This is a genomic window from Brevibacillus centrosporus, from assembly GCF_046622605.1.
Taxonomy (GTDB): Bacteria; Bacillota; Bacilli; order Brevibacillales; family Brevibacillaceae; genus Brevibacillus; species Brevibacillus centrosporus.
In genome coordinates this window covers 4,257,598-4,272,157 of sequence record NZ_CP176856.1, presented here as the reverse complement: position 1 = coordinate 4,272,157, position 14,560 = coordinate 4,257,598, and the positions used below count along the sequence as shown (strand labels likewise).

The 14,560-nt window shown below is 50.5% G+C and carries 12 protein-coding genes; 9 read left to right on the top strand and 3 right to left on the bottom strand.

The features are described 5' to 3' along the window. Positions 1 to 15 precede the first annotated feature (15 nt). From ACLIN2_RS21610 to ACLIN2_RS21575, 8 genes are read left to right on the top strand one after another with little or no spacing between them, the layout of a single operon-like run. On the top strand, positions 16 to 1,329 hold the full coding sequence (locus tag ACLIN2_RS21610) for a flippase (protein ID WP_411502086.1): 1,314 nt from the start codon (positions 16 to 18) through the stop codon (positions 1,327 to 1,329). Further along, entirely contained in the window at positions 1,330 to 2,280 is a 951-nt protein-coding gene (locus ACLIN2_RS21605) for a GDP-L-fucose synthase family protein (RefSeq protein ID WP_411502085.1), read from the top strand. It begins immediately after the preceding gene. Positions 2,281 to 2,308: 28 nt separating this feature from the next. Beyond that, entirely contained in the window at positions 2,309 to 3,574 is a 1,266-nt protein-coding gene (locus ACLIN2_RS21600; RefSeq protein WP_411502084.1) for a hypothetical protein, read from the top strand. Beyond that, positions 3,571 to 4,311, top strand: a complete 741-nt coding sequence (locus ACLIN2_RS21595; protein WP_411502083.1) for a glycosyltransferase family 2 protein — start codon at positions 3,571 to 3,573, stop codon at positions 4,309 to 4,311. The genes ACLIN2_RS21600 and ACLIN2_RS21595 overlap by 4 nt, the downstream gene beginning before the upstream one ends. Before the next feature lie 2 nt (positions 4,312 to 4,313). Next, positions 4,314 to 5,489, top strand: a complete 1,176-nt coding sequence (locus ACLIN2_RS21590) for a glycosyltransferase family 4 protein (RefSeq protein WP_411502082.1) — start codon at positions 4,314 to 4,316, stop codon at positions 5,487 to 5,489. 33 nt (positions 5,490 to 5,522) lie between these two features. Further along, the gene (locus tag ACLIN2_RS21585) at positions 5,523 to 7,169 is read left to right on the top strand and encodes an asparagine synthase-related protein (protein WP_411502081.1); all 1,647 of its coding nucleotides are present in this window, start codon (positions 5,523 to 5,525) and stop codon (positions 7,167 to 7,169) included. Between the two features lie 37 nt (positions 7,170 to 7,206). Then, on the top strand, positions 7,207 to 8,874 hold the full coding sequence (locus ACLIN2_RS21580) for an asparagine synthase-related protein (protein ID WP_411502080.1): 1,668 nt from the start codon (positions 7,207 to 7,209) through the stop codon (positions 8,872 to 8,874). A gap of 59 nt (positions 8,875 to 8,933) precedes the next feature. Next, positions 8,934 to 10,613: an asparagine synthase-related protein gene (locus ACLIN2_RS21575; RefSeq protein WP_411502079.1), complete on the top strand. Its 1,680-nt coding sequence runs from the start codon at positions 8,934 to 8,936 to the stop codon at positions 10,611 to 10,613. A gap of 54 nt (positions 10,614 to 10,667) precedes the next feature. Here the strand turns inward: ACLIN2_RS21575 and ACLIN2_RS21570 are convergent, their stop codons facing one another. From ACLIN2_RS21570 to ACLIN2_RS21560, 3 genes are all read right to left on the bottom strand, one after another. Continuing rightward, positions 10,668 to 11,453, bottom strand: coding sequence for a carbohydrate deacetylase (locus tag ACLIN2_RS21570; RefSeq protein ID WP_411502078.1), 786 nt, complete (start codon positions 11,451 to 11,453; stop codon positions 10,668 to 10,670). A gap of 74 nt (positions 11,454 to 11,527) precedes the next feature. After that, positions 11,528 to 12,307, bottom strand: a complete 780-nt coding sequence (locus ACLIN2_RS21565) for a glycoside hydrolase family 16 protein (protein WP_170184409.1) — start codon at positions 12,305 to 12,307, stop codon at positions 11,528 to 11,530. A gap of 86 nt (positions 12,308 to 12,393) precedes the next feature. Continuing rightward, entirely contained in the window at positions 12,394 to 13,056 is a 663-nt protein-coding gene (locus ACLIN2_RS21560; RefSeq protein ID WP_411502077.1) for a CPBP family intramembrane glutamic endopeptidase, read from the bottom strand. Positions 13,057 to 13,320: 264 nt separating this feature from the next. On the opposite strand from ACLIN2_RS21560, the gene dpaL reads away from it, so the two are divergent. Further along, the gene (gene dpaL / locus ACLIN2_RS21555; RefSeq protein WP_411502076.1) at positions 13,321 to 14,547 is read left to right on the top strand and encodes a diaminopropionate ammonia-lyase; all 1,227 of its coding nucleotides are present in this window, start codon (positions 13,321 to 13,323) and stop codon (positions 14,545 to 14,547) included. Positions 14,548 to 14,560 lie beyond the last annotated feature (13 nt).

Below are 14,560 nucleotides of genomic sequence, written 5' to 3'. Positions count from 1 at the left end.
AACGGGAGCCAGGTGTTGAAAAAAATTGTGATCAGCTCGAGCTGGCTGGCTGTAGAGCGGATATTTCGGTTGATTATCTCCTTTTTTGTGGGGATCGCCATCGCTCGCTATCTGGGGCCCGATCAGTTCGGGCAGCTGAACTACGCCCAATCCTTTGTGGCGTTGTTCTCGACGGTAGCAGCTTTGGGGCTGGAAGGCATCGTCGTTCGCAATATCGTCAGGCAGCCAGAGCGAAGAGACGAGATATTGGGCAGTGCGTTTGTCCTGAAGCTGTTTGGTTCCCTGTCGACAATCGCTTTCACCATCGCTCTGATCATCTTTCTGCGTCCAGACGATCCCCACATGCAGTGGATGGTGGCTCTGGTTGCGATGGGGATGATCCTCCAAGCGTTCGATACGATTGACTACTGGTTCCAGTCTCAGGTGAACGCTAAGGTAAAGGTATATACGTATGCGACTTCCTTCTTCCTCATATCGATGCTCAAGGTCGTGCTGATCGTCATCAAGGCGCCGCTCATCGCATTTGCCTATGCGGGAATGGCTGAAGCTGTGATCATCATGATCGGACTTTTGATCGGCTATCGGGTACATGGGAACTACCTGCGCAAATGGCGCGCATCACTGACATGCTCCCTCGAGATGCTGAAGGACAGCTGGCCGTTGATTCTATCCAGTCTCGCCATTCTGATCTACATGCGCATTGATCAGATCATGATTGGAGATATGGTTGGGAATCACGAGCTGGGGATCTATTCGGTAGTTGTACGCCTTGGGGAAATGTGGTATTTCGTACCGCTTGCCATCGTTTCCTCGACGTATCCCAGTATTGTTGCGTCCAAGCAAATCAGTGAAGAAATCTTTTGTGAACGACTGCAGCATTTGTTTGATGTCATGGCTCTGATCGGCTACATCGTGGCGATTGCGACGACTTTCCTCGCATCCTTTCTCGTTTCGTTTTTCGGGCAGGAGTATTCGGCTGCCTCCTCACTCTTGATATGCTACATATGGGTTGGACTGTTCGTCAACCTTGGCTTGGCCCGTTCCTCATTCCTCAACACGATGAACTACACCAAATGGCAGTTCGTCACTTCGGTAATGGGCTGCATCCTGAACGTCCTACTCAATCTGCTGCTGATTCCTAGATACGGTGCGATGGGGGCGACTATTGCATCCCTATTCTCGTACTGGTTCCAAACACATGCCTCCTGCTTCTTTTTCAAACCGCTGCATCAGGTGGGGGCGATGCAAACCAAGGCGATACTCGTGCCGTTTCGGTTGAAGAAAATCATAGCTCAATTGCCTATTCGCTCGAAAGGGGAGTACCTGTAAGTGAACTTACAAGCGCGCATATTTGTGGCTGGCCACCGTGGACTAGTGGGATCAGCGATAAAAAGAACGTTGGAAGCGCAAGGGTTCGAGCGTATTCTTGTACGGGATCGCGGCGAGCTCGATCTACTGAATCAGGAAGCTGTTGCGAGATTCTTTGCCCAAGAGCAGCCAGAATACGTGTTTATGGCAGCAGCGAAGGTAGGGGGCATTCTAGCAAATTCGCAATATCCGGCTGACTTTCTCTATCAAAACCTGGTGATTCAGACGAACGTGATTCATGCCGCCCACTTGTTCGGGGTGAAAAAGCTGCTGTTTCTTGGCAGCTCATGCATTTATCCCAAATTCGCACCACAGCCGATTCGGGAGCAGTACTTGCTAAGCGGAGAGCTAGAGCCGACCAACGAACCATATGCGCTGGCAAAAATCGCGGGAATCAAGATGTGCGAGGCCTACAATCGTCAATACGGCTCCAACTTCCTAGCGGTCATGCCCACCAACCTGTATGGGCCAAACGACAATTTTGATCTGGAAAGCTCGCATGTTCTGCCAGCTCTGCTGCGTAAATTCCACGAGGCTGCCATCCATAAAGCGCCAAGTGTTGAGGTGTGGGGCACAGGGAAGCCCAAAAGAGAGTTTTTGTATGTCGATGATCTTGCAGATGCCTGCGTCTATCTGATGAAGTTCTTTGATCAGAGGGATACGGCGCCGTTTGTAAATATAGGTACGGGAGAAGATGTCGAGATCAGGGAGCTCGCGAGCCTCATCAAACGCATTGTCGGTTATCAGGGGGAAATCGTCTTTCGTTCGGATAAACCGGACGGCACCCCGCGCAAGTGGCTCGACGTCTCCAGAATGGCTCGCTTGGGCTGGAATGCCAGCACGACTTTGGAGGCGGGAATTCAGCAGACGTACGACTGGTATCGCAAGCAGCACTTGATTGTCCGACCGTAGACGATGAGAGTTTCTTGGGGGGATCCATGTGAGGGACATGTTTATCATCATTTCCAGAAGTCATCCTGAAGATCTGTCCTCCGGGCGGGAGGCGACGACCTACAAGCTCGCCACGCTGCTTTTGCTCACCAGTGTGTTCCTCTACGGCGCGAGTGTCCCCAATTTGTCTCTCATCTGTCTGTTCCCTTGCTTGGTGCTCATCTTTTTCCTGAAGAACAAGAATGTGACTGTCTCCTTTTTGTTGGATGCCTCTCTCGTTTTCCTCTTTGCCTTCCTCTATTACACCATGTGCGTTCTCTTTGAAATTACGACGGAAGATGACTGGCTTAAGAGCAAGATGATGTTTCTCATCGCCAATATGACAATTGCCTATATCATCGGCTATTTTCTGGCTCAGAACTATACGAATATCAGTGTCGTCCTCGGCGTAACAGTAGGAGGACTGTTCACCTACGCCTTGCTGTCAACGGCGAGCTATGCCATGAATCACTTGGGGGAAGTGGCGAGCAACAACTACTTGATTGCAGAGCGGGCAGTCCCGTCGTTTTGGAACGGGGGGACGATCAACGGACCGATCATCGGGATTTATTTTTCCTTGGGCATTTGCCTGATCTCGATGATTTACAGCCGCATCAATCTGTTGCTCAAGGGCTGTTTTCTGGCACTGGCTGCGACGAGTATCTTTTTTAATCTGATGCTGCAAAATCGCAGTCCGATCTATGCCGGCGCGCTGGCATTTTCACTGGCAACGCTCATGTACATCACGCAGATGAAGCTGACGCACAAAAAGCTCGTGCTGCTCATCATTTTGTTCTGCCTCATGCCGCTGAACTTGTTTTTTATCGATTTCTCCGAGACCAAAAGCTTGCTCGAAAATCCTTTTATGGATCGCTTGCTCAGTGAAGGGCTGGACACACCGAGGTACGCACTCTGGTACAAAGGGCTGATCGGCTTGTTCGAGTATCCGATGGGAGGAGCGAAAACGGACTTTTCCCCGTTCGACTACGCCCATAATCTGTGGCTGGACGTAGGCTGGTATGTCGGCGTCATTCCTATGCTGCTGCTGCTGGTCATCCAGCTCAAGCATGTGCCCTACCTGATGTCTTTTCTGAAGAAGAAACCAGATCAGTCGTATGGGGTCATTGGATTATCTGTATCGTTTCTCGTGGCGATGATGGTAGAGCCGACGCTGATCGCGTCGTACACCTATGTGACTTTGTTTTTCTTCTTTATCGGCTATTTAAAAGGATTCCATCTGCACGCGGATCTGGCAGGGAAAGGGGAGCGGAGATGACGGCAGCTGGGCATTTGCCGAAAATCAGCATCATTACAGTGACCTATCAAGCAGGGGAGAGGCTTGCGAGCACGATCAAAAGCGTCATGAGCCAGACGTATCGCAACAAGGAGTATGTCATCGTCGATGGAGGCTCTACAGACGAGACGCTGGCAATTATCGGGCGCTATCGACACATGATCGACGAAGTGATTTCCGAGCCGGACAAAGGCATTTATGACGCGATGAACAAGGGGCTATCCTTGGTTTCCCCGGACAGTGATTACGTGATTTTCATGAACGCCGGCGACGTTTTTTACAATCATGTCGTGCTGGATGCGATCCTGCCAGGACGTACGGGAGACAAACATTTGTACGGCAATATTTATCGTGATGGCCAAATCGTGTCGCAGCCGGTCCAGCTGAGCGATTTTTATTTGAGTACACAGATGATTTGCCATCAATCAATCCTGTTTGCAACTCGGCTGCATCAGCGCGTCCTATACGACTGCCGGTACTCGATTTCAGCTGATTTCAAGGCAGTTCTGGAGATGAGGAAAAACGGAGACATCTTTGAAAAAGTGGACCAGGCGATCTGCAAATACGAAGGCGGCGGGGTCAGCGATCTTCAAAGACAGGAGCTGTTCGGGCAAAGACTCGAGATTCTGCAGCAATACCCCTCGCTTTTGCGGATGTATCGGGGCAAGACTTTTCTCAAGCGATGTTTGCCATTTCACAACCAGTTGAGGATGAGATAACGATGGGAAAACAAGTATTGTACATTTCGGGAAAGCTGTTTCCAGTCAACTCCGGTGATGCGATCTACTCTCTCGGCATCCTGGAGCGAATCGCAAGTCCCGACAGCACGTTCGATGTCCTTTCCTATGAATACACGGAGACGGATGTGGAAACCAAGGAGTATCGCTACTACTCGAAGCTCTTTCGGCAGATGCGACTGGTTCCCTATCAGCCGACAAAATGGGAGAACTACAAGAAAGTCCTCTTCTACGGGGACAGTACGCAAAAATATTTGCCGCGCATGATGGAAGAAGCGGATCGACTCCTGTCCGAGACGCAATACGACGTCATCATTCTCGATCACTTGCGCATGTTCTTTTTGTACGAAACGATCCAAAAGCACATCGATCGAAAACGGACCAAGCTCGTGCTTATCCAGCACAATATTGAGCATATGAACGCTCGCGAAGAAATCCGGTATCAGTCCCGTGCAAAGGATAAGTGGAAGCTGCGGCTGCTCAATCGCGGAATCAAGCGGCTGGAGCATCAAGCTATACAGGCGGTCGACGATATCTGGGTAATTTCCGAGGAGGATAAAAAGCTCATTTCTGCGATGGGAAAAGCCGCTGACCACATTCACGTCATCCCCCCCTACTACAACTATCCGACGATTAAAGAGAGAGAGCATGTGGAGCATCCGAGCTACAATCTACTGCTCCTGGGCAGCATGGAATGGTACCCCAATGTGCTGGGAGCACTCTGGTTCATCGAAAATGTTTTCCAGGAGCTCGTCAAGCGGGATGAGCGTTACCGGCTGTTCGTGGTCGGACGCGACCCTAGCCCGTTGATTCAAAAATACCACTCCGAGCAAATCATCGTGACGGGAGCCGTCAAATCCGTGGATGAGTACATTCGCAGCTGTGATTTTCTCATCGTCCCCAACACGCTGGGGGGCGGAGCAAAAATCAAGATACTCGAGGGGATCATGAAAGGCATCCCGGTGCTTGCAACCAAAGAAAGCACTGTCGGGTATTCCGAGGACATATTTGACGAGGACTTTTGCGTCAATCATCCACAGACATTCGTTCAAAAAATTATTCAGCTCAACAAGGATGCGGCAAAGAAAATTACCTTTGTAAACAAGGCGAGGAGCATCATTTCGGACAATCAGAAGCTGCGTGGAATCCTGGGTCAATAATCGGAATCGAGGACGAAGTGAAGGGGGAAGCTGGTGTTGCTGTTAACAGCGAAAGGACTGAGGAGTTTAGCGGGTGACCTGCAAGCGTGGGAAAATCCGGAATATCTCTTCCGGTGGAGAGGTTTTCTCTACTTGCTGGGAATCCCGCCCGGTGCGGCATCGGTACGGGAGTTTGCCCGCTTGATCGCCTTAAGGGGAATGGATCGTGCACTGATGGAGCTGCGAGGGCATTTTTTTATGGTCGTAAAGGAAAAACAGACGCACAAGTACACCTGCTTTACCGATAATAATGGCGGATTCACTGCCTTTCAATCCAAAACAGCTGCGGCCACTTCTTTCTTGGAGATGGTCTCCTATCACGGTTTGACCGCTTCTAGTCTGGACCGAGAGTCCGTCCTGGAGTTCGTCAACTTTGGAAACGTATTTGCCAACAAAACGCTAGTCGAGGGCATTTCCCGGATTGATCGTAACCAGATCATCCGTTTTGGACCTAACGGAAAGAGTGTTCACTCCAAAAATTTGGCTCCGATCGATGCGGGAAACGGTGATTTTCACTACCTTCCCTTTTTTGAAAAGATGGCAGCGTCTATCAAAGATTACCGGCTGAGCGTGGACCTCACGGGTGGGGTAGATTCTCGGCTGATCGCGGTCCTTCTGGATTACTTTGGCGTGCCTTTCGAGACAACGGTTTCCGGGATGGACGGGATGGAGGATGTCGAGATTGCTAAAGAAGTGGCCGCCGCCATGGGCACCACGCTACATGTGACACGCCCCACCATCGATAACCTGGAGGACAGCATACCAGAGGTTTTCCGTGTCAGCGACGGCTTGAGTGATGTCTTCAAGCATTACCGCTCGTACCAGCATAATCAAAATCGGGTGAAAAGAGGCATCGAGCTCGCCTTGAGCGGGATTGGCGGGGAATTTTTGAAAGACGAATTATGGCTGCAGGACTTCCCGTTTTATACGAGTAAAACGGCCAGGCTCGATCGGATGTTTCACATGTTTATGCTGCCGATTCCTTGCAAAAACGACTACTTTACCGGTGAGTATGTTTCCGCAAACCAAACGCTGCAAAATGGGACGCTTCATACGTTGACCCGCTTTGAACTGGACACCAACACGAAGACGTACGACAACATCTACTACCACTACGAATTCCCCGTCATAGGCGGCGGCTTTATCACCGCAGCCAACCGGGTGCTGCCCAGCTACGCGCCCATGGTCGAGCCTGATTTTGTACAGTTTGGCTTCCATCTGAAGCGAAGGGAGCGTTTTTTTAACACCTTCCATCGCAAAACGATTTCAAAGGTCAACCCGGACATTGCGAAGATTCGAACCTCAGAGGGCGGAATTTCCGTATCTTCGGACAAGTGGGAGGTCGGCAAAGACATCCAAAAATACGTGTGGGACAAAGGCACACGACTGATGAAAGTCATCGAAAGACGGCTCTTTCACGGTTCGTATACTAGGCAGCCAGCGGATCATCCCGAGTTCTCCACGCGAATCCGGGAATCACGGTTAGCCAGAGAGGCGGTAGAGCTGTTAAAAGAGGAAAAAATCTTGCAAGCAAAGGTTCAACTGCAAGACATTCACGACGCCCATCTCAGTCATTTCTTATCCTTATCTCTTTTCATGAAGTTCCTTTATTCTACCAAAGAACAGCGTCACGGCACGTAGAGAGAAGAAACGGAAAAAGCAATTGGAGGAGTGGCACTTGTTACTTACACGTGAAGGGATATCGACAGACGTTTCCGGTTTTCACCGTTGGGAGAACGACAAGGCCGTCATTTACTGGAAGGGCTTTGTATATGTACAAGGGATGTTGGCGGGGCTGCCATCCGTCCGGCACTTTGCGACGTTCTTCACCGAGGCCACCTTGGATCAGGACGTCCTGCATTTGAAAGGCAGCTATATGATGATCGTGAAGCTGAAGCCACTCCAACATTTTTACTGCTTCGTCGATTCGAGCGGCTGTCATGATGCCTTTTATACAGAGGATGCCATATCTAGTTCCTTTCTCACGCTAGCTGCCCATAAAAACCTGAACATTGCTTCGATGAACAGGCAGGCGATCATTGAGTTTCTTAATTTTGGTCACTTGTTTGAAAATAAGACGTTTTTTGATTCGATCCGCAAGATTGACAGCGGCGAGCTACTCCTGTTTGATCGGCGCCATGTGAAAGTAAAACGAAAAAAGCTCGCCCCCATCTATGATGTGTCACAACCGGTTATGGATTTTCATGATTTTTTTCAGCAATTATCACGGTCACTTCGCAATCAGAAGGTGAGCGTGGATCTGTCAGGCGGGATCGACTCCAGGCTGATCAGCGTTCTGCTTCATTATTATGGAGTCGAATTCGAGGCGACCATCTCCGGCAGGGAGGGCATTTCGGACGTGGATATCCCCAAAGAAGTGGCCGATTTGTTTGGCGTCTCGCTCCATGTGACGACTCCTCTGGTAAACAATCTGGAGGAGGACATCGATGAGCTGTTTCGGATCAGTGATGGCTTGCATGATTGTCTGCGCCATTATCGAACGCTGCAGCATAACCGCAATCGCCTCCAGCGTGGAATGAGCATGGCGATTACGGGGGTCGGAGGGGAATTGTTCAAGGACTTTTTCTGGCTGCAGGATTTCCCCTTTTACAGTATGAAAAAGGCAAACTTGAGCCGCCTTTTCCACTCGCGATTCCTTCCGATCTCATGTGGTCTGCACTATTTTCATGACGCATACGTGCCGCTTGCGCAATCCCTCAGCGAGCGAATGTTGGTTGAGCTCGCTCCCTATGTACTGGAGACCAACTCCAAGACCTATGACAACATTTATTACCACTACCGGATGAAGTCCATCGCGGGCAAGTATTTGACGGCGGCCAATCACGTGCTGCCGACCTATGCGCCGCTGCTTGACGAGGATCTCGTTCGTTATGGATTTCAACTGGAGAGAAGGGAGCGGATATTCAACCGGTTTCACCGAAAAATCATCACGACGCTGAATCCCGCGGTGTCAAAAATTCGGACATCCGAAGGCGGTATTTCAGTCTCTACCCAACGGTTGGAGGTGGCAAAGGACGTACGAAAATACGCGGTGAGCTATTCCAAACGGCTGATGAAGCTGCTGGCAAGAAAGGTGCTCAAGAAAAGCTACTCGTCAGATAGTCCGGAGCATCCCGAGCTGTTCACGACGATAAGGCAGCTGGGGCATACCCAGGAATCATTGAAGCTGCTCAAGGAACTTCTGATCCTGCATCCTGATTTGACGATCGATCGGATACACAATCAGCATTTGGGCAATTTGATTTCGCTGGCAACGCTAATTTTTTACCTAGATAACAAGAAAGCAGAATCGAATGGGCATCAAATGAGCACCTCCGGGAGTTAGCCAGATGTCGATTCTTTTCCACTCGTTATGAATTCTTCGATAGGACAGGGTGATGGTGCATGCTGATCACGAGTGAGGGTATTACAGAATTCCAGTCCAAGGAACAGGTTTGGGAGGATGCCAACTATAAGGTGGGCTGGAAGGGCTTTGTCTTTATTTTGGGAGTAGCGGCGGGAGTCGAGTCCGTCATGGCATTTCTGGAAGAGCTTCGCATGAGTGGGATGGTCGCTGCTGCCAAGCTGTTAAAAGGCCACTTCTTTATGACGGTGTACGACAAGCAAGCAGATATGTACTACGCATTCATCGACAACAGTGGCGCATTCGAAGCGTTTCACATGGAAGCGATCGTTTCCACGTCCTTTCTCGCATTAGCGAAAAAGAGTGGGTATGGCAAGGAACGCGTATCAAAGGAATCCATTATCGAATTCCTGAACTTTGGAAACATTTATCACAACCGCACGCTCGTCGATGGCATTTTCAAGATCGACTGTAATGAGATTATTGTCCTTTGCAATCATAAAAAAACAATCCTATCCAAGGAATTGGAAAAACTGGACGATGCGTGCCCGAAAGTGGATGTGATGGAATTTTTCCGGTTGTTCAGCAAATCGGTCCACCATTTGAAAGTGAGTGCGGATTTAACAGGAGGTGTGGACTCCAGGCTTGTGTGTGTGCTGCTTGATCATCATGGCGTACCCTTCGAGGCAGCGATCACAGGCAGGAATGGAATCCAGGATGTCGAGGTGCCCAAGCAAGTCGCCAGCGCGCTAAAGCACGAGCTCTATGTTTCGGAGCCGTGTGTTGATCGCCTGGAACAGAGGGTGCCCGAGCTGTTTGCCTGGTGTGATGGGATGAACGATCTTTTCAAGCACTACCGCACCCTGCCTCACCACCAGAGCCGAGAACAGCGGGGGATCGATCTCGTCATTTCGGGGATTGGGGGGGAGTTTTTCAAAGAGAACATGTGGGTGCAGGACTTTCCCTTCTATGCCCGCAAGAAATCGAACATTCGCCGCTTTTTGCGGATGAGGATGCTGCAGATCAAGTGCAAGAGCACGTATTTTGCCGGGGAATACAAGGCGTTAAACGACGGCTTCGAGGATCTAGTGGTTCAGAAGCTCGAACCCTATCTTTTGGATATGAACACGAAAACCTATGACAGCATCTACTATCATTTCCGGATGAAAACGGTGGCGAGTACGTTCATCTCCGCAGCGAGTCATCTGTTTGGCTGTTACTCTCCGTTTTTGGAGTACGATCTGGTGCGATACGGCTTTCATTTGAAACGCCGGGAGCGCTTTTTCAACCAGTACCACCGCAAAATGATTACGCAGCTGAATGCGCCAGTTGCCAAAATCCGCACGGCAGAGGGCGGGATATCGGTTTCGTTTGAAAAGACGGAGATTCTGAAGGATATGGTCAAATACATCCGCAACCGGACGAGACGGGCGACGAAAGTGCTGGGCCGCAAGCTTTTCCATAAAACGTACCTGCAGGAAAGTCCGGAGCATCCCGAGCTGTTCAAGACAATTCGCAGCATGCGGGTGACGCAGGAAGCGATAGCTCTACTGAAACAGGAAGGGATCTTGGACGACAAGCTGCATATGAGTGAGATTCTGGACACGCATCTCGGGAACATGGTGACGATTGCCTTGTTCATGCGGCTTCTGGAAGGCAAAGACGTGAGAGAGGGGCAGGGGAAACAGCAGGAAAACAGTCTGGCGGTAGCAAGCGTATAGAAGGAACAAGGGGCGAGGATCACTAGGATCTCGCCCCTTCTTTCTCGTTCTCGGCTAACCGGCTAGCTTCGTTTGGCCGTAGGTTGTCAGTTCCATTTCAGGGATCAATGCGGCGAGCTCCTGAAACTGCTGGGTGATCGAGGCGCCACATAGATCGTTGATTTGGCCGTTTTTCGTATCGATCGGGTGGCACATGATTTCAACTGAACCCAGCTTGGGTCCACCGTTGCGGTAGATCGCAATCATATCCTCGAATTCTCCAAAATAGTTGACTCCACGCAGACCCTTTGAGGAGAGGAGGCTGTTGTACAGGTACTTGTATACTTTCTTGGCAGTAGACATATCCGAACCAATATTGCGAGTCAAGCGCAGGAAGGGAATGCTTTCTTCTTTGAGGACATCCATGATCAAAGTGCCAACGATGATTTCTGTGTGGACGTGGTTGTGGGAGTCGGCATGTGAAAGTGGCAAGCCATGTTGACGACAGCGGTGAATTTGTGCGCGAATCTCGGTGGCGAGCGCTTTTTTATCATCTGCGGACAAAGGAAGAAACAGGCGAGGGAGGGAGCGCGTTCGCGGTCTGAAAAAGCCGTGTTCATCGCAAAAACGCGGGCTTTTGCGGATTGCATTGGTCAAAGGCAGCCCGTCATTCAAATTGATATGCAGCCCCACTTGATTCTGCAGCCGTTCCTCGTGTGCACGCTGGCAGGCCGCTTCAAAAGTGGAGCCGTTTGCGACGATGGTAGTAGAAGTCAGTGCACCGATTGAAAAAGTCTGGAGGATTGCATCGTCCGTTGTAGAGGACATGCCGAAATCATCCGCATTTATGATGATCTTCATTCAGTCAACAGCTCCTAATAGAAGAAGATATTCTTGTTGTTCTATATAAAGAACATTTTAAGGCTATTATAGGACTACCAGAACTTCCAGTCAACTTTTTGCTTTTGATAGACGCGCACATAATCAATGTCATGGAATTGAGGAAAGACAGTCGTTTCATCGGGTGATCCGGGCCAGTTGCCTCCTACGGCTGTATTCACATATAAATAGGCTGGGGTTTCTTGTACGTGTGAGGTAGAGGAGAAGCGTTCGACCCCATCGATGTACCAAGTAATTTTCCCAGGCTCCCACTCGACGGTAAAGGTATGAAAAGCCTTCGAGTAATCCGGACCTACGTATGTACCTGTGTACTGCTGGGGAATCCAGCCCAGCCAGTGATGGGTCAAATAGATTTTGTTCGGCTCGTGTCCGAGCATTTCCATGATGTCGATCTCATAGGGGGAGGCGTGGTCGCTCGGGGGCATCCAGTGCGCGGGCCAGATTCCTTGCCCTTTCGGCAAACGTGCATGGATCTCTACTTTTCCATACAGAAAATCGTACTTGAATCTTGTTTGAAGCGCACCGGACGTATAATCCATCCCTTTATAGCTCCGTTTATCTGTGCGAATGCGCAGATATCCATCTTTTACCGACACGGCTTCCGGGGTGTAGTATTCAAGCTCGTTGTTGCGGGGAGCAGCTGTGTCGAGAACATTCCATTTGGAGTGGTCGACTGTCGTTCCATCGAACTCGTCGCTCCAAGCTAGTACCCATTGGCTTTCATAGTGATTCAGCCGTTCTTTCACAATTTCGTACAGGAGCGCGAGCAAGCAAATAAACAGAAACCACAGGACAAGCCGTTGCCGGGCAAACATGGATGACCCCCTTGGATAGAAGTGATTCTTTCTATTATTCATTATAACGAACAATCACCCTGTTTTAAAAGGAGATTTGCACATTCTTACGATAAAAACAAGAGGTAGACAGTCATAATCCCCGTATCTGCGAGCATATGACTGATGATCGAGCCAATAAGGGAGCCTTGTCTGGTCCGTAAATACCCCCAAATGAGTCCGGCGGCGAAAACGGGGATGATCATCATGACGTTGTATGGCGCGCTGAACAGAGGAATGACGGATAGCAGATGATACAGGCTGTAAAAAAGGGAAGTCCAAAAAATAGCGTAGCTGGTCTTCCTGCCACTCGACAGCTTAAGCAGCAAATAGCCTCGCCAGTATACTTCCTCCAAAATAGGGTTGATCAAGATCAGAATGGCGATGAGCCAGCCCGTGAGATCGCCAGTGAACTGCCATCTGGTAAGCAAGGAAGCGAGAGCGGTTGGGTCGAACAAAGTGGATGAAAAGACGTAGCCGCTCAAGAGGATCAGAAGGAAAGAAAGAATACCTGTAGCCGTCCCGACGACGACGTTCTTTCGGTTGAAAGCAAAGCCAAGCTGCTGCAAAGATTCCTGCAGCTTCTCTTCCCGGCGCAGGAACAAATGATACAACGGAATGAGAGCCAGCCACCCGTAAAAGAGAAGAAAAGCGAGAGGGACACTGCTGCCGATTTGCAATCCGAGAAACAGCATGCATGTCGGTCCGAACAACAAGAACAAGAGCTTCATAGAAAATCCCACCATGTCATGTACTAGGTGTTAGACACCTAAAAGGATGGTATACGTTACGAACAAACTGGAATAGTACCAATTTCGCTAGGTACCTCGGTTTCCCTTCGTCTCAAAGTGAGATGTGTGTATCGTTTTGAGACGATGATAGTCTCGAATTGAGATGAAAAGGTACGCCTCACCCGCTTCACTGGCGCGGCAGGTTATGGCATGATCCTTGCTACAAAAGAATGAATCAGCAATCACGAGGAGGAGATTCATCCCATGCAAAAGGAACGTTCCATTCTCGCCGTAGTTCCAGGAAGGCAGGCGGCAGGAAGCACAAAAAGTCTGCCTGCTTTCCTCTCTTCGGCTGCGTGTCAGCGTGCACACGCGTTTCACCAATCGTTTGCCCAGTATCAGGAGACACCGTTGGTCAGCCTGCCGACGCTGGCACGTGAGCTCGGCGTCGGGCACTTGCTAGTGAAAGACGAGTCCTATCGCTTCGGTCTGAATGCTTTTAAAGTGCTGGGGGCTGCGTACGCGATGGGCAGCTATTTATGCGAGAGGCTGGGGCGGTCCATGGAGGAAGTAAACTTTGACATGCTGCGCTCCGAGGAAGTGAGACGCCAGATCGGGGCCGTGACGTTCGTGACCGCGACAGACGGAAATCACGGTCGGGCCGTTGCGTGGGCTGCCGCACAGCTAGGTCAGCAAGCTGTGGTCTATTTGCCAAAGGGTTCCTCACCACAACGGGTCGCAGCTATTCGAGAAACGGGGGCGGATGCCCATGTCATCAACGGGAACTATGACGAAGCGGTTCGGCTTTCGGAAAAGGTGGCACGGGAAAGAGGTTGGCAAGTCATTCAGGATACGGCATGGGATGGGTATACGACGATCCCGTCCTGGATCATGCAAGGCTATACGACGATGGCCGCGGAAGCGATTCGGCAGCTTTCAGATTCACTGCCTGGGAAAAGACCAACGCATGTGTTTTTGCAGGCAGGAGTAGGTTCGATGGCGGCAGCGGTTTTGGGGTATTTGGCTGATCAGCTGGCACCTGAATATCCCGTCACGATCATCGTGGAACCGCACAACGCCAACTGTATGTACCTGTCAGCCAAAAGCGGAGAGCGGGAGGCACAGGCAGCTACGGGTGACTTGAAGACGATCATGGCGGGTCTAGCATGCGGAGAGCCCAATCCGCTGGCGTGGGAAATCCTGCGTGATTACGCGGATGCCTTCGTGAGCTGTCCCGATCACGTAGCAGCTACGGGAATGCGCATGCTGGCGGCTCCTGCCGGCTCAGATCCAAAGATCGTGAGTGGCGAAAGTGGAGCTGTTGGTGTGGGACTACTCTCGACGATCATGCAAAAGGAAGAAGGGAGATGGCTGCAAAAACTGCTTGGGATCAACGAGGATTCCGTCATTCTCTGCTTTAGCACGGAGGGAGACACCGATCAGGAGCAGTATCGGCGTATCGTCTGGGAAGGGGCTTCGCCAAGTGTTTAGCATCCGTTACATA